This is a genomic window from Methanosphaera sp. BMS (genome assembly GCF_003268005.1).
GTDB lineage: Archaea > Methanobacteriota > Methanobacteria > Methanobacteriales > Methanobacteriaceae > Methanosphaera.
The window spans coordinates 2,847,693-2,868,093 of record NZ_CP014213.1; the positions used below are offsets into that span (position 1 = coordinate 2,847,693).

The following is a 20,401-nucleotide window of genomic DNA, read 5'->3' on the forward strand; positions in this document are numbered from 1 at the left end:
AATATATATATCATTTTTCATATTTTCGATATTCTTTAAGTTGATTAAATATGGATTATTAATAGTAACTTAAAAATTTGTGAAATGTAGAGTTTTGTTAAAAATTATTTGTATAATGTTGAAAGTTTGGATGTATTTTTTAATTTTTTTGTCTATGTTCATAATTACCTATAAATACTTAAAAAACATATATATCCATATATCTACATTTATAGATATAACTTCGTACTAAAAAAAATTATTATAGGTGATAATGATGACCGACAATCCAAAAATAAGTTTCTTTGATAAATACTTGACCATATGGGTCATAATATGCATGATAATTGGAATAATAATCAGCCAATACTTTCCAATTCTAATAAACATTCTAAGCAAATTTGAATATGCACATATATCAATACCAATGGCAATACTAATATGGATAATGATATATCCAATGATGTTAAAGATAGACTTCAACTCAATAAAAAAGGTGAAGGACAATCTAAGGGCAATCCTATTGACATGGTGTGTAAACTGGCTCATACAGCCATTCAGCATGTACCTGATTTCACTAATATTCTTCACAATAATCTACCAGTCAATCATGACCTCCGACTTGGCAACACAATACCTAATAGGTGCAGTGCTACTGGGAACAGCACCATGTACTGCAATGGTATTCGTATGGAGTGAACTTACCAACGGAAATCCTGCATATACCCTTGTACAGGTTGCAACCAACGACATCATCATACTATTTGCATATGTACCCATAGTTACATATCTGCTGGGAATATCCAACATAACAATACCATACGACACACTCATACTATCAGTAATACTATTTGTCGTAATACCATTTATAGCAAGCATAATAACAAGAAGATACTTCATCAAAAACAAAGGGCTGGATTACCTGGAAAACAAGTTCATACCAAAGTTCAACAACATAACCACAATAGGATTACTGCTAACATTAATATTCATATTCTCCTTCCAGGGAAACCTGATACTGTCAAATCCACAGGATATCATACTGATAGCAATACCATTTGCAATACAGATATTCCTCGTATTTATCATAGCATACACAAGTGCAAAAATACTCAAAATACCACAGGACATAGCAGCTCCTGCATCAATGGTGGGAGCATCAAACTTCTTTGAACTGGCAGTAGCAATAGCAATAGCATTATATGGAATAGCAAGTCCTGTAGCATTGGCCACAACAGTGGGAGTGCTCATAGAAGTGCCGTTAATGTTAATGCTGGTAAGAATAATAAACAATACAAAAGAATGGTATACTTCATAAACCATAACCTTCCTTCCCATTATCTTTTTTAATGAATAGATTATTAATGAGAAATGAAATAAATATAAAATAAATAACCCGGTGATGAAAAATGGACACTGAAGAAATAGTAAAAATAGCCAAAGCATTAAGCGACCAGAATAGGGTGGAAATAATAAAACTATTATCAGAAGAGGAATTATGTGCATGTCACATACTAGATCAAATGCAGATAGCCCAATCAACACTGTCCCATCACATGAAACAATTAACAGACTCAAAACTAGTAATAGTAACAAAAAAGGGACGATGGTCCTATTACAGGATAAACACCCAAACAGTCAATGATTTCAAAGAATTCCTGGATACATACAAGAACACATCCAAGATAAACAAGTGTAACATTAACTGTGACTAAACAGATTCTAATTAACATTCTACCTTTAACAATCTTTTTTTATCAGACAATTGTATTATATAAAAAAATTGATAAAACATTGTTTTCAAGCCCGATTGCAAATGAACAATAACTATTTTTTAAAGGGGATTTTCCATAATTCCTTAGTTTGGTTATTTTCTTGTTTTTGTTTTTGAAAGTGTTTGTTTTTTTATTTTTTTGTTTGTTTGTGGTTGTATTTTCTTTGTTTATGGGGGGGGGGGGGTGGTTTTGATTGTTTTGTGTTTTTTCTTTTTCGTTATAGAGGGCTATAACGAAATAAAAATAAGAGAAGAGTTTAAAAAATACTATAACGTAATATAAATGAAATTACAACAACAACTATCCCTTCTACATTATAACCACAATCATCAAAACTTAAACAGCTAATATACTTTTATTGGTATATAATATGGATATTTGTAAAAAAAAGGGGTGGTGGTTAGGGACGTCATGGTGGTTTATATTTCTATGGTGTATGTCATCCATGTTAATTGTTCTGTCCATTTGTTGTTATAGTTGTCTAATGGTTACATATGTTTTCTTTGTTCTTGTTGCTTTGGAGATTGTGCTTGTTATTGTTTGTCATGTTTATTGTAGTGGTGTTGTTTGTATCATGGTTTAGGCTTGTTCCTACTATTATACCTATGATGATTAATTTATATCATAATACATTTTACATATTGCTAAATATATATCTGCATGCAGATACAAAAATATCTGATATGATTTCTGTCAAAAGATTTAAAATGATATTATGACTATCGTTGAATAAAAAATAATAAATATTAAAAATATATATAGTCATATACTTATGATGTAATGTTTAAGGAAGTAATTACTATGAAATCTTTAAATGAAATAAAAAATAATAAGGATTTTAATCATAATTTGGAAATTGTTAATTATTCATCTTCAATATTTAGTAAAATAGTTGATTTTAATAATAAAGTTCTTGATGCATTTAATAAGTTGGAAAAGGATGGTTGTACTGTTTATTCAGAAGATTATGAATATATTAATGAACTTAATTATTCTGCATATAAGAAATTAAATGTTGAAACTTATCAGGAATATTCCAAAATAGTTGGGGCTATAGGAATTAGTGAAATGTTAGTCAATCAGGGTATCGAAGATAATGATGTTGAATGTTTAACAGAAGGATTATATACGTTAGGTCAGATTTTAAATGAATTAAACGTGTTTGATAAAGAAGATAATTATGTTGGATTTTAATATAGAAGGTAGTGGCTGTGAATATAATTATTGAAGAAAATAATAATAATCTAAAATCCAAGGAAAAGTTTGAGAAAGATTATTATTTAAACAAGTTAATTAACTATGCTATTAGTTATGCAAGTGTTTCTGGATTGAATACTTTTATAAATGTCATGTTTTATTTAAAAAATATGAAGGATTATGATACTCAATTTTATTTATTTAATATGACTTACCCTGATTCTATTTGTGAAATAGAACAAATATATAGATTGTTTATAACATGGTTACCATTTGAAAAATATGATTTGGGTGAATTAAGAGGTAATTTTTTAGAATTATTATCCTATAATATATTAAATAAGCAATATGCTGAATGTAGTATTTATAGAGAATCAAGAGTACGTATTGTGGATTATATTAGTCATACATGGGATATAATAGTGGATGATGATGAATTATATTTATATGAATGTAAGTTTTCTTATCAATCACTTAGAAGAAAACATATAGATCAAATGATTGCTTTAATGAACAAATTAAATGATTTAAATCATAAAGTAATACTAGTTTTTTATACACCACGAGAAAAGATAAATCGAAGATTAAAATATTTACAGTTCAATACTAAAGAGAAGAAGTATGCTGGGATGATAAATAGATTTAATATAATTGACTTGGATGATTTTGGCAGAGAAAATCCTTTCTCAATGGATTGAATTTGATGATAAATATTTTCTAAATATCTAATAACAAATATTTAATTTTTTTGGATGAGAATCAATGCTATTAAGTTGAGTTGATTTTGGATTTTTTTTGATTTCTTATTTTTTTACTAAATGTTTATAAGTAATGGTGTATATATTATTATAGTAAAAATAGCCAAAGCATTAAGCGACCAGAATAGGGTGGAAATAATAAAACTATTATCAGAAGAGGAATTATGTGCATGTCACATACTAGATCAAATGCAGATAGCCCAATCAACACTGTCCCATCACATGAAACAATTAACAGACTCAAAACTAGTAATAGTAACAAAAAAGGGACGATGGTCCTATTACAGGATAAACACCCAAACAGTCAATGATTTCAAAGAATTCCTGGATACATACAAGAACACATCCAAGATAAACAAGTGTAACATTAACTGTGACTAAACAGATTCTAATCAATATTCTACCTTTAACAATCTTTTTTTATCAGACAATTGTATTATATAAAAAAATTGATAAAACATTGTTTTCAAGCCCGATTGCAAATAAACAATAACTATTTTTTAAAAAAAAAGTATAAAGGGAAAGGAAATATAATCCTTCCACTTTAATGTAATTACGGATTAACAACAGTCATCGTAGTGCTTGTTTCCAACCTATCATATTCACTTGATATGAATACAGCTTCAACGGTATAAGTTTTTGCCCTAAGATCACCAATGTTGTAGTCAACACTTACTTCACCATTAGCATCCACTTTACCATAGATTACTTTGCCGTTTTCATCCTTGATGGATTTACCGTTGATTTTAAATATAATTTTGCCGGTGGTAATTGGAATATCTCCTGTCACTACTTTGGCTTTGAATGTAACGGTTGAACCAGATTGTACCTCTTCATCAAATGGTATTATGGTAATTGTAGGCTCTGGTGCTGTTACTGTCGTTGTTAGTATCTCTGTAGCCTTTTTATATTGGCCAGATCCAGAATATGTCGCAGTTATGTTAATAATTTTTGATGACATATTCAGTGGAACATCATATTCAACAGTGGCTACACCATTTATTATTTTAGCATAGATAACTTTACCGTTAGCATCTTTAATTGTTTTACCGTTTATTTTGAATGCTACTTTTCCACTACTGATGGCATTTCCTGCTTGATCTGTTACCATCGCAGTTATTATTGCAGTTTCTCCTGCTTTTAGGTTGTCGGTACTGATTGTTATAACAGTAAGTGGAGGTTCTATTGTCAGCATGCTGGATGCACTACTTTCAAGATACTGGCCGGATACTGGTGTGTATACTGCTATCACTTCGGTAGTTAATTCTTCGGTGAAGGTTACAGTAATAGATGCTGTTCCATCGGTCAGACTGCTTTCACCTAAGATGTTTTCATCTTCATCCATGAATGTTACTGTTCCATCAGTGACTGCATTTCCATCATTATCAGTTACTGTTGCCGTAATGGTTGTAGGCATGTTTATCACACCGATAATGTCATCCAATGAAATTGTTGGGCTAATTATAGGATTTTCTGAAATTTCATTATCTTCTATTATATTTGATTCATTTGGGCTTGTATTGTTTATTGCTGTTGTTGTAACTGCTCCGGAAACGTTTATTATGTTATCTGTTATTTTTATGTTACTTGAGTTGAATGAAATCCAAATTCCATTCATAAGGCTTTCTTCTGTTGGTGTGGTTGTGTTTTCTATGTGTATGTTGTTGTTTTTTATGCTTACATTGTTACATACTCTTGTTTCTATTGCATATGTGTTTGGTTGGCCACTGTTTTGGTCAACACTTGGTCCATAAATGTTTATAGTGTTATCTTCTACGCAGGAATTATTAATTGAATGGAAGAAGATTCCATGAGTGTAAAATACTGAAACGAATCCCCATTGTGCATAGGTTGTATCGAGTGACTTTGTATTATATAATGTAAGTGTATTATTTTTCACTGTAACGTTGTTTGATCTTTCGGATGCAGTTATTAATGATTCAATTTTATCAGGACTACTATTCATTTTCGTATTTTGTATTGTTATGTTGTTTCTTCTACTTATGCCGAATTGAACATCGGTAAAGGTTGCATTGCTACCATCTATGATTATGTTGTCATTCTTGAAGTTAAGTCCCATATTGCTAAATGTTCCTACAAATATTGCCTTTGTGAAAGGTTCAAATGTAAAGAATCCATTTGTTTCATACTCAAAGTTCACATATTGATTTATATTTTCAGGGGTAACTATTATCTTATTCCATTGACTATCATCTTCTTCTGGGGCTGGTGTTATTATTGTGTTGTCTTCTATTATGTCTGATGCTTGTGGATTGGTGTTGTTTATTGCTGTTAATGTTACTGCTCCTGAAATATTCAGGGTGTTATCAGTTACTTTGACTTTGGTCGTGTTAACGAGTACTACTGCATTTATAATACTGTCTTCTGTAGGTTCTGTTGAATTTTGAACAGTTATTATGTTATTGTTTATGTTTGCATTGCTTGAATTGTATACTTCTATAGCGTATGTGTTTGCTATGTAGTATTTAGCTAGGTTTACTTCTGCAATACTTGGTCCGTATACGTTTATTGTATTGTTTTCTATGTATACTCCATCAGTATTTGTTATTCTGATACATTGAGTATATAATGGTGAGTATAATCCCCATTGTGCATATATGTCATCGACTGTTTTAGTGTTGTTTAATGTTATGGTACTGTTTATTATTGTGAGATTTTTCTGTTTGTCTGCTGTTATTAATCTGCTGTATTTGTTTGAAGATGTAAAGTTAATGTTTTGAAGTGTTATGTTATTATTCTGTAATGAGAATGTTGTATCTATGAATGATGCGTTTGTTCCATCTATGATTATATTAGCTGTAGGTATACTATATCCTGCAGTTTCCACATTGGTAAATGTTCCATTGAAGTATACTATTGTGTATTCTTCAAACTTGAATCCACTCCAGTCAAAGTAATTGTTGAAATTACTTGGTGTTATGATTATGCTGGTCCATTCATGATCGTCTTCACCAGGATTTGTCTGGTTGTCAGGTGCCTTATTGTTTTCTACTATTGCGTTAAACGGTACCATTAACGATGCATCCCCGGTTTTTGTACTGCTTGAGAGTATGTTGTTTCTTATCGTAATGTTTGCCGCATCGGAGTGTATTGTCGTATCGTTAAGTGCTTCGTCAGTTGTTGTTATGGTGTTATTCTCTATGAGTATGTTCTGTGTTCCGTTCTGTATTCTTATACCGGTATTTTCCTGTTTAACTTCTTCTGTTATGTAGTTTATTGGGGTGTTTCCATCACCGCTGGTACTGATTGTATTTCCTGTGGCAACACCATTTGGTGAGTAGGAATAGGCTATTCCCATTGAGAATGGGCCGTTTACTGTTATGTTGTTGTCATTTACTTGAGTATCTTTAACTTTATAGAATTCTATCGCATAGTTGGCTGTTCCCGTAATGTCTATGTTGTTATTGTTTACTGTGATGTTTTCTGACTCGCTTGAACCCATGTTGCTTGCTATTACTCCGTAAGTTATAGCTCCTTCTGTTTCCAGCACTGTAGTGTTTATACATACGCATGTTATGTTGTTGTCTGTTATGAGTATGTTTTTCACTCCGTTTCCTACCTGTACTCCATCACAGTAACGTTCACCAGTTATAATCATGGTATTTTCTGTGATTGTCAGGTTTTCATCGTTTACTAGACAGTTGATTCCATAGTTGAAGTTTGCTCCCGTCACGTTTATCCTGTTTTGGGTGATTAATGTGTTGGTTGCCCCTTCACTGTTGGTAATTCCTTCTATTGTACCGTACATCGTGTTTATTCCACTGCAACTTACGCTTATTGTATTGTTGATTACTTTGTTGTTGTCACCACCTAACAGTAGTATTGCCTGTGTATCTGCTTCACTTGTCTCGGAAAAGTCGATGGTATTTGCAGGACCTGATACTATTAGAATGTTGTTGGATATTGTAGCGTCAGATGCTATGTTTTTGATGGCAGCTATTTGACCTTCATCTTTAGTTATTGTAATCGTGTTGTTTGTAATTGTATTGCCTTTTCCAAAGTTGGATATTGGATAATCCGTGTTTATGTTGTTTATGTTCATGTTTCTTAGTGTGGTATAATTGGTATCAAGTACAAATACGGTATTTGTAAATGTTGCATCTTCACCATTTAATATAACACCTTCTGTGTCTACGCATATTTCACCTTTATCGTTAAACTCTCCGGTAAATGTTACAATACTACCTTTTGATACACCGATAAGTTTTTCTTCATAGATGTAATCATCATAGTTATCAGGGGTTATTGTTATATCGGATATGGTTGTTGGACTAATCGTTACACTCTTACGTGTCTGTGAAATTGTCGGTTGAACGGTCAGTATGGTTGTTCCGGATGTCGGCTTGATTGTGAATGATAGTTCATCAACCGTTTGGGATAGAACCCCATTTAAGTATACATTGAATCTGTTTTGTTCCATGATGTTTGAATCGTAATTGTCCGGATTGTTTATAGTGTATAATCCTGTGATTGTAATGTCAACTCCTTCATGGATATCTTCCGGAACATCTAATTGTAGGGTATCATTTATTGTCGTGTTTTGGTATGTGTTTTCTTCTGCTGTGATATTAAGTATTGTATTGTCAAAGTATACATATTTATTTATTGTTTCTGTCGTCACATGGTTGTCTATGAATTTGTTTTGGGAAATTGTTTTGTTGGCATTGTTTGTTATCATATTGTTTATTACTTCATCTCCCGTTGTATTCTTGAATGTGTTGTTGATGATGTTTAGTTTTGTGTAATCGATTATTCCACCGTTGTTGTTTTCAAATAAACAGTTTGATATCGTTGCATTCATATTGTAAGTGTAGTATATTTTTCCGCCCTGTATAACCTCGGTTTTATGATTTTTGAATGTGGAATCGCTTATGTTGGCTTTCATGTTTATCATTGCTATTGATCCACCCTTACTGTTTACTCCGGCTATTCCTGTAATATAAGAGATTGCCTGATTGTTGTCGAATGTACAGTTATTGATAATCATTTCGCTGTTGGATGCGTATATTGCTCCTCCACCGCATAACTCATTTACTGTTAACCGTAATGTTGCGTTGTTTCCTTTGAAGATGCTGTTGGTTATTACTGCTTGACCTTTATCCAATCCTATTGCTCCTCCACCTACTATTGCAGTGTTGTCATTGAAGTTGCAGTTGTTAATTGTGAGATTTTTAATGCTATTTATTGCTCCTCCATAACTACCTGCATAGTTGTTTGTGAAGTTGGAGTTGTTGATTGTCAGTAGTCCTTTGTTGTATACTACACTTCCATTTCCAAAGCTGTTTCCATAGTAATTATTGTATGATTCGGCAAAGTAGTGTCCTAATTTGTTGTTTTTGAATTTGCTATCTGTTATGGTCATGTTTCCATTGTTCACTATTGCTCCGTAGAATTGAAGTGAACTGTAGTAATAGGTTATCGTCGTGTCGAAGGTGTTGTTTTCCATTACGCAGTTTATCATGTTCAGATTTCCAATGTTGTTTATCAGGAATCCATCTGCTTTGCTGGATGAAACATCTTTTCTATTGTTGCTTAAGCTTGAATTGATGATGCTTAAGTTTTCATAGTTTGTGATTTTGGCTTTGATGTTACAGTTAACCAATTCAATGTTACCGTATAAGTTTAGGTCTTTTGTGATGTTCCAGTTTTCAAGTGTATAATTACCGTTGATGGTTGACAGATATGGCATTATTTTACTGAAATCATTACAAATAATCTGTCCGTTTCCAAGAATCTTGAAGTTTTCACCGAATTCACAGTCATCACTAATGTTTAAAACACCGTTATTTGTAAGAGTACAGTCTAATGTTGTATTTTTTAACGTAAGGTTGCCGTTGTTTGTTTTAGTTCCTGTTAAGGTAATGTTTTCTAATGTGTAGTTTCCGTTTAGTGTTCTCATGTATGGTACTAGATTGTTGATATTGGAACAGATAATCTGTCCGTTTCCACTAATGATGAGATTTTCACCCAGTGTACAGTCATCACTGATGTTCAGTATTCCATCATTAGATATCTGTCCATTAAGGATTGTGTTGATTACCGTTAAGTTACCGTAGTTTTCCAGGTAGTTTTCTAGTGTTGAGTTGATGATGGTCAGGTTGCCGTAGTTAGCCTTTTCACTGTCGAGTACGGTATCTATGATTGTGTAATCACCGTTATATATTGTCAGGTAAGGAAGTAGGGCATCACTTTGATTAGTGATTATTTCTCCAGCACCTTCAATATATAAGTCATCTCCGAATACTGTGTTGTCATCAATTATTAAAGTACCTTCATTCTGTAAATATCCATTTAAGACAGAATTTTTAAACGTGGCAGTACCATAGTTATAGAATTCTCCGGTTAATGCGGAGTTAATGATTGTTAAATTACCGTTGTTTGTTTTAGTTGTCTCTATCTCTGCATTTTCAATTGTGTAATCTCCATTGTAAATAGGTAGATATGGTGCTATTCTGGTTGTGTCATTGATTAGTATTTCCCCGTAATCGTAAATTTCAACATTTTCTGTAAATGTACAGTTGTCATCGATAATTAGAATTCCATTGTTGCTGATAGTACTTGCTATCGTAACGTTTTTCAATGTTAAAGTTCCTGCATTTGATATTGTTTTGTCAATGGTAAGGTTACTTAGTGTGTTTTCACCGTTGAATGAATTGGTATAGGGATATATTCTATTTGTATCATTTATGGTGATGTTTCCATAGTTGTTTAGCCTAAATCCTGTTGCAAAGATACAGTTATCATCAATGACCAGTGTTCCCTGATTTGTTATTGTTTGATTTAGTGTAACGTTGCTTAACGTGAGAGTTGACTGTGCCTCATTGGTTATGCTTTTGTCAATGACTATGTTACTTAAATGATGATTTCCTCTGAAGCTTCTTAGGTATGGATATATTATGTTACTGTTATTTATGAATATAGTACCATAATTATAGAAACTTGAAGTGTTAAAGGACACGTCATCAGATAATGTAAGGTTACCTGAATTCTGGAAACTTCCACTGAATGTGGTATTGTTTGCGTATGCGTTTTTGTTGTTGTTAAGGTTCAGGACAGTTGTATCGATAAGCGTTAAGTTACCGTAATTATTAATGCCTCTTTGTTGGGTGTAGGCAAACGTACAGTTAATCAATGTTAAATTGCCGTCATTCGTTTTATGACCCCCGCAGAGAGTCACATTCTCAAGGGTAATGTTTCCTTCATATCTGCTCTGGTGTGGGAGTAGTCTGCTTCTGTCATTAATTATAATTTCGCCAATTACGCCATCTAAATAGAGGCCTTCTCCAAGTATGCAGTCATCGTTAATGGTCATGATTCCATACTTGTTATTTACTGACATGTTTAGAAGACTGTTGGTAAATGTTGCAGAAGCATTGTTTACTAGTTTTCCGGATATGTTTGAATTTTCAAAGTAAAGTTGTGATAAGTTGCTATTGTTTATGCTAGCATTAATGTTGGTATTGTTAATATATGTTGTGGCGTTGTTGACTAGAAAATCCCACATTCCCATAACTATGTTACAGTTGTTTATGTAGGTGTTTTCCCTAAGAATGGTGTTTGAAGTTATTTCCTCGTTCTGAATTATGTTTGTGTATTCTATTCCGTCAATTGTTATAGGCTCGTTTGAATTGCCTGTGTTGCTTTCACCTTTCTTCATATGGGTATTTTCCTTTATGGAAGTGTCTGTTCTTATTTCCTGATTTTCTATAACATTTGTATTTTCAATGTCATTGCTGGTTATAGAATCCTTTTTAATTTCTTTGTTGGTTTTAATTAATGTATTATCAGATGTGGCTGTTTGAATATAATCAGAACTAACATCTGATTCTATTGTCTGGTCACTTACAATATTGCTGCTATCGGAGTCATCCGTTGCACTAACGGTTGATATTGCCAGCAGTATCGTCATAAGTGTCAGTATGAAGAATATTTTTTTAACATTCTTATTCATTGGTTATCCGTCCTTAATGATTATTTTTTTTATTCAAGTTCAATTTGATTTGAACTTTTTTTTTTTAATTTTGTTGGGGAGGAGGGTTCTTGGATGTAAAAATTTCATTATTTGTACAATCCAATCCCTATTTGAAGGGTTTTTTTAATAATAAAATTAATCATAATATGTTGGAAAGTGAAAATAATTGTCGGAAGATACATTCCGTTTTGAGTTCTTTTTAAACAAATGAAATTGTTTAGAAATATTTTTATTTAATTAAATTTCATTGATAATCATTAAATTAATTTTATTATTGTTCATAGTATAAACTTATGAATTTATAAATATATCCACATTATTTTTTTTTAAAACTTTCATAACAATTTCTTGTTTTATTAAAAATTATCTTATGTATTATTAATTTTTCTAATTAATTCAATACTATAACAGGTGAGTTTATTGATAATTATTTTCTTTACGATGGGTGGTTGAGTGGTGGATAAATTAAATATAAATTATTTGTTAAATATTTGATTTTATTTGATAAAATTGGAGTATATTATGGTTTTTTCTTAATAATAAATAATATTTGATTAATCAATTCATTATTGTTTATTTTTGCTATTAGCTTCATATCATATAAATTGAAATTGAAAATTGTTTAAAAATTTTAATATAGTGATATCTCTGTAAGGAAATAATAAAATGGGACACGAAAAATCAAAAAAGATATCCACTTCAGTGGCATTGCTTAAGAGCATTAAATTTTATAAGCAATCAAAAATAAATAAACATAATATCACAACTTTGAATATTTGTATTGAAAACGTTCATTACAAACAATATCATTAATACTGGTGAAGCATTGATACTATTGGTGTTATCGTTGGGGATAATGCAGATAAGATCCTATTTCAATTAAGATAATAGGGGTATTGTCTTTATTGTTTATTGGATTAAACAGTATGGTAATTACAATTTAAAACTAAAGGTTTTTTTATGTCTAATAATAAATCACTTGTTGCAAAAATTGAGGAAGCTATTTTAATGCGTACTAAGCTTAAATTCATGGATTCAAGGGAGAATGTAAATGATTTTCTAAAAGAACAATTGAATGCTCCCGCTAAATCTGTGAAAAGTATTTTTAAAAGTATTGATTTTAATGGAACACGAATTTTTACTTTTGGGGATGAAAACGCTAAAAATACCATTCTGTACATACATGGGGGAGCTTTTGTTCTTGAAATTAACATTCAGCATTTAATATATTGCTTTTTACTATCAAAAAAAATGGATGCTTATGTATTGGCACCAGTTTATCCGATTGCTCCTAAGCATAACGCAAGTGAGACATATGGGATAATCACTTCTCTGTATAAAAAATTAATTCAAAGGGATAATCTGATATTGATGGGGGACTCTGCCGGCGGAGGATTCGTACACTCATTTTGCCAATATCTCAGGACAATCGATTTACAGCAACCTCAAAAGATAATAACCTTCTCTCCATGGGTTGATATTTCCATGAGCAATCCTCCCTATGACAGCAAAAATGATCCTGTATTGGGTGAAATTGGACTTAAAGAAGTTGGCAAGTCATGGGCAGGGGAATTAAACACAGATGATTATCGTGTAAGTCCCTTATTTGGGGATAATACAAATTTACCCGATACATTAATCTTTGCAGGTGAAAGAGAAATTTTTTATAATGACATTAAAAAATATGCTGAAAATCTCAAAAATGACGGCGTTAATGTACGATTAGTAACGGGTAATGATTTGTTCCATATTTATCCGTTATTTCCCATGCCGGAAGCATATGCTGCATTCAAAGAAATAAAAAAAGAGATAATTGGTTAAATTAGTTCTTTAAATATTAAGTGAAGAATTCCTCATAATTAACCAATACTTATCATATTGCATTAAAGTGACTGTCTACTTTACTAATCGGTTAACCTAAAAACTAGTTAAATTATGGGATGATAATAAATCCATTATTAACAGTAACTTATTTTCAAAAATGCTGGCTGATTCATTTTTTTCAGGTATATGTTATGGTCTTACATATTTCCATCTTATCAAAATATAGGACTAGAAAGTATTTATTATAATCAATTATATATAGTATAATTGTAAATAATGGAGATTTTTCATTTATGAATAAAACAAGAATTGAATGGATAGACTTGGTTCGTGCTATTGCTATATTAACAGTATTATATATTCATTCTGTAGATGGGATATATATCATATCCTCGGATGCAATTCTTAATTTGACGTTTGCTTCCAGAATTTTTCAATTTGCTTCATTGTTCATAGGACGTATAGGAGTACCTTTCTTTTTAATGATAACTGGGTATTTATTGTTGGATAGGGTTTATGATGATGAAAAGGTTAAAAAATTTTGGACAAAGAACTGTAAAACATTGATTATTGTTACCATTATATGGGCTCTTATTTATGCTGTTTCATTGTATTTTGTATCAAACAAATATGCACAAGTTAATACAGTGGAAGCAGGAAATCTTTTATTTAGTCATATGTGGTATATGCCGATGATTATCGGAATGTATCTTTCAATGCCATTTGTTTCAAAAGCCGTAGGGGGCTTTGATAAACAAACCATATTCCAGGCAACAGTAATATTTACGATATTGGCATTTTTGATACCGTTCATATCATTATTATGTGACATGGAGGGAATTCATAATATTACATTACAATATTGTCTTGGATTTAGTGGTGGTATATACGGTGTTTATATCATATTGGGATACTTGGTTAAAAAAGAAATGTTCAAAAAGATATCTTCAAAATACTTATGGATATTAACCATAGTTTCATTCCTATTTTGTTTATTAATGCAGTATTATGCTTATATTAAAGGTTATAATTTCATATTATGGTATGAATTCCCATTTATATTAACCGGATCATTTGCATTATTTGAATTGGTTTCAAGAATGGGCAGTGTAAAATTCTATGATGAAATAAAATTCTTATCAAAATATTCATTTGCAGTATTTTTGATTCATAACCTATTTAGAATACCTTTATTACCATTAATAGTGGATTTACCGTTTACAGAACCTGTAAAAGCATTAATATTATGGATTTTATTAATAATATTCAGTTATGTGGCAGTAGTAATAATATATAGAATACCAAAATTTGGAAAATTCCTTTTATATATGAGATAATTATATGGGATATGTCTAATATTATATTCATTGCTGAGTTTTGGTACAAATTCTCTTTTTTTTATTTTTTGCAATAATTTTAATGGATAGATTTTTATAAAGAAGTTTACCCTCTTTTTGGATTGAATGTATTGTTGATGATTATTGAGGTCATGTTAATATGAAAATTGTTAAATTATTGAAGTTTCAACCACATTTTCAACACTCACAGTTAATGCTAACTTAATGAAGATATAGTTATGCAAAAAATTTATTATTTTTAAAATACATACAGATATATATTATGCAGTTAAATTTTTAATGATAAAACTAATTTTTAATCACATAACAATAATAAACTTATTATCGGGTGAATATATGAAGAATTTCAGTCAGTGGTTTCATGACATATTAGAAGAAGCAGAACTAATGGATGCACGTTACCCAATTAAGGGTATGAGTGTATGGCTACCAAGAGGATTTCAAATAAGAAAATATACTTTAAAGGCACTACAGGAACTATTGGATAAAGATCATGAGGAAGTACTATTTCCAATGCTCATACCTGAAAGTGAACTTGCTAAAGAAGCAATACATGTAAAAGGATTTGAGGAAGAAGTATACTGGATAACAAAAGGTGGAAAAAGAGAACTGAATGAACAATTGGCACTAAGACCTACAAGTGAAACATCAATGTATCCGATGTTTTCACTATGGGTACGTTCACACATGGATTTGCCAATAAAGGTCTATCAGACAGTAAACACATTCCGGTATGAAACAAAGCATACCCGTCCACTTATAAGGGTACGTGAAATAACAACATTCAATGAAACACACACGGTACATGCAACAGAACAAGAAGCAGAAGAAGAAGTGCAGGAAGGAATAAGAATATACAGGGAGTTCTTTGACGAGCTGGGTATACCTTACTCCATAAGTAAACGTCCTGAATGGGATAAATTCCCTGGCTCCAAGTATACAATGGCATTTGATATGATTATGCCCGACGGAAAAACATTACAAATCGGTACTGTCCATAACCTGGGCACAACATTTGCAAAAACCTTTGACATAACATTTGAAAATGATGAAGGAGAACATGAATATGCACATCAAACCTGTTATGGATTATCCGACCGTGTAATAGCATCGCTTATAGCAGCTCACGGCGATGAAAAAGGTTTGCAGCTACCACCTGTAGTTGCACCAGAACAGGTAATAATCATACCTATTATATTCAAGCAAAAAGAGGATATTGTACTGGACTTTACCAATAAACTGGAACAGCTTCTTGAAAATAATGGCATAAGGGTAAAGCAGGATAAACGTGATTTACGGCCGGGTAATAAATATTACTACTGGGAAAAACGCGGAGTACCTCTTAGAATAGAGGTAGGTCCAAGGGACATTGAAAACAATTCCATAGTGATAAACAGGCGTGATACCGGTAAGAAGGAATTTATAGACTATGATGAGAATACTATCACAGATACCGTAAAGGAAATACTTGATGATATTACAGTACAAATGAAGGAAAACGCAAACAAATTCCAACAGGAAAAAACATACTCCGTCGAAAAACTTGAACAGGTTAAAAAGACAATCAATAAGAAAGGTGGAATTATAACCTGTAATTGGTGTGGAGACACTGACTGTGGAAAGGATATGGAGGAACAATTTGACATAGACATACTTGGAACACAGGAAGCTGAAGTTTCAGGTGATTGTATTAACTGTCAAAAACCTGCACAATATAAGGTACTAATCTCAAAAACATATTAATGAGTGATAAGAATGGATGATAAGCAAAAGCTGAAGATAATAAGAATTCTATGGTTAATAACCGATATTGTAATACTGATAGCGGCAATATACCTGCTTGTACTGGGAGAAACTTCGGATAAGATTATTGGAGTAATTGGATTGCTACTGCTTGTTGTAGAGGCAATACTTTACAAACAAAAACGTATATTACAATAGAATCATCCATTAAATACTCAAATATTCTAATCTCCCAATTTTTTTTAAACAGAATCTGATTATTTTTAATAAAACATATCAAAGATTATATAAGTTAAGAAAAAATAATTAAAATATAGAATAAATAAATATTTTTCGTGATAATATGACTATCCTTGAAACAGATGTTCTTGTAGTTGGTGCCGGACCGGCAGGTTCTCTGGCAGCCAGGGAAGCTTCAAAAAATGGAGTTAATGTTTTATTAATAGATAAAAAGGCTGAAATAGGTGCGCCAAAACGATGTGCCGAGGGAATCATTACAAGAACATTAAAAGAAGCAAATATAGAATATAATCCAAGATGGATTGCCCAGAAAATAGATGCGATACGATTGGTTGCACCGAACTCAAATGAACTGGTACTTGACAATAATGTTCAAAAACTGCCTGATACAGGTTATATCCTGGAAAGAAAGGTATTCGATAAGCACATGGCCATGGATGCAATAAGAAATGGAACAAGGGTAATGTTAAGAACACAGGCAAAAACGGTAGCACGAATGGATGATATGTTAATAGTCAATGCCATCAGTATGGGTCAACCCATAGAAATACATGCAAAGATTATCATAGCCGCAGATGGGCCGGAATCCCATATTGCAAGACAGTTGGGATTAAAGTCAAACACTCCTATGAAGGACATGGCTTCATGTGTACAGTATGAGATGGTTGGAATAGACAAGGATAATCCAAATCAGATAGACATCTTCATTGGAAGCGTAGCACCAGCCGGTTACGTGTGGATATTTCCAAAATCGGATGATGTGGCCAATGTGGGATTAGGGGTCCTAAAGACATATGTGGATGATACCGCACATGATATTTTAAACAATTTTGTTAAAAGTCACAAGGAAACACAAAACGCCCAGGCAGTAGAGATGAATGTGGGTGGAGACCCGCTGGGTGGAATAGTCAAGGAGCGTTATGCGGATAATATTATGGTTGTTGGTGATGCAGCGGGATTTGTTGATCCATTAACGGGTGACGGTATTAGGGGTGCATTGCTTTCGGGGATGTATGCCGGCTCTGTAGCTGCTAAAGCTATCAAAAATGGTGATTGCTCTAAGGAATCTTTAAATGAATACTATGAATTGACGGAAAATAACTTGAACAAGACATATTCCAAATTCAATAAGATTAAGGATTTCCTGGTTACCCTGGATGATGAAGCATTAAACCGTATCATCGAGGAATTGTCAAAGACGAATCTTGATGAGATTTCGGTAAAACTATTGCTTAAGGTTATTCTTAAGGCTTCACCTAAGTCAATATTCCAGATAAGAAAGATGTTTTAATCATTCATCCAAACCTGTCTTTAATTGCATTTGAAAAATGATTTTAGAATAAATAGGGGAAAATCTGGATATATTCTATCGTTTGGTTTATTTTTGATAGAATATATCACTTGTTTTATATTTTGGTGTTTATTTATTGGCAGTTTAATATTTTATGGTTTTTTTAATGATATTTTATCTTTTTTAATGGTTTATATTGTGTTTTTTTTTGGAGTTGTTATTTGTCTTCTTTCTTTCGTTTGTAATCTTCTATGGCAGCTTGAAGTGCGTCTGCCGCTAGGTTGGAACAGTGTAACTTGATTGGTGGAAGTCCGTCTAATTCTTCCGCAACGTCATTTCTTGTGATTTTATATGCATCGTCAATGTTCATACCCGTTGCCATTTCGGTAATCATGCTGCTTGTTGCTATGGCTGCTCCACATCCGAATGTTGAGAACTTAACTTCCTTTAAGGTTTCATCTTCATCCACATCAATGTAGATTGTCATGATGTCTCCACATACTGGGTTTCCAACAGTTCCCTCTCCGCTAGGGTTTTCTATTACTCCAGTGTTTCTTGGATTTGTATAGTGATCTTTAACTTTTTGGCTGTATTCTTCCATTTATTTCACCTTTGGTTTGATTTTTTAATTTTCGTTGAAGTTTGATTTTTATTTAATATCTGTCCAAATCCTCTTCATCTACTTCTTTTTCAAATTTATCTCCTATGTATGTATCAGTATTGTTGTCCCATAGTGGTGATAGGTTTCTAAGGTATGCCACCACTTCTTTTAGTGATTCGACTATATAATCAACGTCTTCTATGCTGTTTTCTGGTCCTATGGATAATCTTAGTGATCCATGTGACAATGCGGGTTTTATGCCTATTGCAGCCAGTACATGTGATCCCTTCAAATCATGGGTTGAACATGCTGAACCTGTTGCCCCATTTATTCCCTTGTTGTCAAGTCTTAGAATCAGTGATTCTCCTTCAATACCTGAGAATCTGAAGTGTACATTGTTAGGCAGTCTTTTATCCAGGCTTCCGTTAACGTATGAATCCTTGATTTCTGCGGTTACCTTTTCAATCAGTGCATCTCTGATTTCCTGGTTGTGTTTCATGCGTTGGTCAAGTTCATCTTTTGCAATTTCCGCTGCTTTTCCAAGTCCTACGATTCCTGCTACATTTTCCGTACCTGACCTTAGTCCTTTTTCCTGTCCTCCTCCGTGTATCAGTACTTCAAATCTTATTCCTTTTTTAATGTATATTGCACCGACACCCTTTGGACCGTTTATTTTGTGTGCGGATAGGCTTAGTACATCGATGTTCTGTTCTTTCACGTCTACCGGTATCTTTCCGGCACTTTGCACGGCATCTGAATGGAATATTATATTGTGTTCTCTTGCTATTTGTCCTATCTCTTTTGTTGGCTGTATTGTTCCTATTTCATTGTTTGAATGCATTATTGATATCAGGATTGTACTGTCCTTTATTGATTTTTCAAGATCATCCAGGCTTATCAATCCGTCTTCATCTACAGGTAGGTATGTTACTTCAAAGCCAAATTTTTCCAGGAATTTACAGCTTTCCATTACTGCCGGATGTTCGACTGATGAAGTGATTATATGGTTTCTGGGATTGTCTTCGGTAGCTTTTTGAATTTCCTTTAGTGCTACTCCTTTTATTACCATATTGTCTGATTCTGAACCGCCACTGGTAAATGTTATTTCATCAACATCTGCATTGATTAGGTCTGCTACTTGTTGTCTTGCCTTATCTACTGCTTTTTTTGCTTCTACTCCTAATGTGTATAGTGTTGATGCGTTTCCAAAGTTTTGGTTGAAGTATGGTATCATTTCATCCAATACTCTTTGGTCTACAGGGCTTGTTGCTGAATTATCCATATATATTAGTTTTTGGGACATCTTTTTAACCTCTTTTGTTTTTATGATTATTTTTTTTATAGTTTGAATTTCTTTTAATCAATTTATTATAACATTGTTATATCACAATGTTATATTTTTTTGAAGTAGTATTTATAGGTAATCCTTTTTCAGATATAAAATGAATGTTTAACTATCCTATCTATAAATATCCTAAAAAATTATAAATATAACAATGTTAATATATTTTTTTATGGGATTCATATAAAATTAATGAAAAATTTTCAAAGAGAAATGCCATCGGATATTATCTCAAAAATTGAAAAATTATAATAATTAAATAAGCTCTATTTATAATTATAAAATAAAAAGTAAATAGAA

Annotated in this window: 13 protein-coding genes; 10 read left to right on the forward strand and 3 right to left on the reverse strand. The window is 32.2% G+C overall.

Annotated features, from left to right (window positions below; translation table 11 throughout):
• The first annotated feature begins 256 nt into the window (after nt 1-256).
• The 5 genes from arsB to AW729_RS11030 all read left to right on the forward strand — a co-directional run bounded on the left by arsB (nt 257) and on the right by AW729_RS11030 (nt 4,090).
• Nucleotides 257-1,297: an ACR3 family arsenite efflux transporter gene (gene arsB, locus AW729_RS11005; RefSeq protein ID WP_204355181.1), complete on the forward strand. Its 1,041-nt coding sequence runs from the start codon at nt 257-259 to the stop codon at nt 1,295-1,297.
• Between the two features lie 91 nt (nt 1,298-1,388).
• Nucleotides 1,389-1,694 (forward strand): helix-turn-helix transcriptional regulator, encoded by a 306-nt coding sequence (locus AW729_RS11010; RefSeq protein WP_112125182.1) that lies wholly within the window; start codon nt 1,389-1,391, stop codon nt 1,692-1,694.
• 861 nt (nt 1,695-2,555) lie between these two features.
• Nucleotides 2,556-2,948 carry a hypothetical protein gene (locus AW729_RS11020; RefSeq protein WP_112125185.1) on the forward strand — a complete coding sequence of 131 codons (393 nt, stop codon included), beginning with the start codon at nt 2,556-2,558 and terminating at the stop codon, nt 2,946-2,948.
• Between the two features lie 17 nt (nt 2,949-2,965).
• On the forward strand, nt 2,966-3,649 hold the full coding sequence (locus AW729_RS11025) for a hypothetical protein (RefSeq protein WP_112125187.1): 684 nt from the start codon (nt 2,966-2,968) through the stop codon (nt 3,647-3,649).
• Nucleotides 3,650-3,769: 120 nt separating this feature from the next.
• On the forward strand, nt 3,770-4,090 hold the full coding sequence (locus AW729_RS11030; protein ID WP_112125188.1) for a helix-turn-helix transcriptional regulator: 321 nt from the start codon (nt 3,770-3,772) through the stop codon (nt 4,088-4,090).
• A 172-nt stretch (nt 4,091-4,262) separates the two neighbouring features.
• Here AW729_RS11030 and AW729_RS11035 read toward each other — a convergent pair whose 3' ends face one another.
• Nucleotides 4,263-11,681, reverse strand: coding sequence for an Ig-like domain-containing protein (locus AW729_RS11035; RefSeq protein WP_112125190.1), 7,419 nt, complete (start codon nt 11,679-11,681; stop codon nt 4,263-4,265).
• A gap of 981 nt (nt 11,682-12,662) precedes the next feature.
• Here AW729_RS11035 and AW729_RS11040 point away from each other — a divergent pair.
• The 5 genes from AW729_RS11040 (at nt 12,663) to AW729_RS11060 (ending at nt 18,158) form a co-directional block, all read left to right on the forward strand.
• Nucleotides 12,663-13,523, forward strand: coding sequence for an alpha/beta hydrolase fold domain-containing protein (locus AW729_RS11040; RefSeq protein ID WP_112125192.1), 861 nt, complete (start codon nt 12,663-12,665; stop codon nt 13,521-13,523).
• A 296-nt stretch (nt 13,524-13,819) separates the two neighbouring features.
• The gene (locus AW729_RS11045; RefSeq protein WP_112125193.1) at nt 13,820-14,863 is read left to right on the forward strand and encodes an acyltransferase; all 1,044 of its coding nucleotides are present in this window, start codon (nt 13,820-13,822) and stop codon (nt 14,861-14,863) included.
• A gap of 357 nt (nt 14,864-15,220) precedes the next feature.
• Entirely contained in the window at nt 15,221-16,627 is a 1,407-nt protein-coding gene (gene proS / locus AW729_RS11050) for a proline--tRNA ligase (protein ID WP_112125194.1), read from the forward strand.
• A 12-nt stretch (nt 16,628-16,639) separates the two neighbouring features.
• On the forward strand, nt 16,640-16,825 hold the full coding sequence (locus AW729_RS11055) for a hypothetical protein (RefSeq protein WP_112125195.1): 186 nt from the start codon (nt 16,640-16,642) through the stop codon (nt 16,823-16,825).
• A gap of 145 nt (nt 16,826-16,970) precedes the next feature.
• On the forward strand, nt 16,971-18,158 hold the full coding sequence (locus AW729_RS11060; RefSeq protein ID WP_112125196.1) for an NAD(P)/FAD-dependent oxidoreductase: 1,188 nt from the start codon (nt 16,971-16,973) through the stop codon (nt 18,156-18,158).
• A 217-nt stretch (nt 18,159-18,375) separates the two neighbouring features.
• Here the strand turns inward: AW729_RS11060 and nifU are convergent, their stop codons facing one another.
• Together nifU and AW729_RS11070 are read right to left on the reverse strand one after the other, a co-directional pair.
• Nucleotides 18,376-18,759, reverse strand: coding sequence for a Fe-S cluster assembly scaffold protein NifU (gene nifU / locus AW729_RS11065; RefSeq protein WP_112125197.1), 384 nt, complete (start codon nt 18,757-18,759; stop codon nt 18,376-18,378).
• 52 nt (nt 18,760-18,811) lie between these two features.
• Nucleotides 18,812-20,047, reverse strand: a complete 1,236-nt coding sequence (locus AW729_RS11070; protein WP_112125296.1) for a cysteine desulfurase family protein — start codon at nt 20,045-20,047, stop codon at nt 18,812-18,814.
• Nucleotides 20,048-20,401: the final 354 nt, after the last annotated feature.

Bases quoted from the DNA above. Each gene is read 5' to 3' on its own strand.
- arsB (WP_204355181.1), top strand. From the start codon at position 257: ATGACCGACAATCCAAAAATAAGTTTCTTTGATAAATACTTGACCATA.
- AW729_RS11010 (WP_112125182.1), top strand. From the start codon at position 1,389: ATGGACACTGAAGAAATAGTAAAAATAGCCAAAGCATTAAGCGACCAG.
- AW729_RS11020 (WP_112125185.1), top strand. From the start codon at position 2,556: ATGAAATCTTTAAATGAAATAAAAAATAATAAGGATTTTAATCATAAT.
- AW729_RS11030 (WP_112125188.1), top strand. From the start codon at position 3,770: ATGTTTATAAGTAATGGTGTATATATTATTATAGTAAAAATAGCCAAA.
- AW729_RS11035 (WP_112125190.1), bottom strand. From the start codon at position 11,681: ATGAATAAGAATGTTAAAAAAATATTCTTCATACTGACACTTATGACG.
- AW729_RS11040 (WP_112125192.1), top strand. From the start codon at position 12,663: ATGTCTAATAATAAATCACTTGTTGCAAAAATTGAGGAAGCTATTTTA.
- AW729_RS11045 (WP_112125193.1), top strand. From the start codon at position 13,820: ATGAATAAAACAAGAATTGAATGGATAGACTTGGTTCGTGCTATTGCT.
- proS (WP_112125194.1), top strand. From the start codon at position 15,221: ATGAAGAATTTCAGTCAGTGGTTTCATGACATATTAGAAGAAGCAGAA.
- AW729_RS11055 (WP_112125195.1), top strand. From the start codon at position 16,640: ATGGATGATAAGCAAAAGCTGAAGATAATAAGAATTCTATGGTTAATA.
- AW729_RS11060 (WP_112125196.1), top strand. From the start codon at position 16,971: ATGACTATCCTTGAAACAGATGTTCTTGTAGTTGGTGCCGGACCGGCA.
- nifU (WP_112125197.1), bottom strand. From the start codon at position 18,759: ATGGAAGAATACAGCCAAAAAGTTAAAGATCACTATACAAATCCAAGA.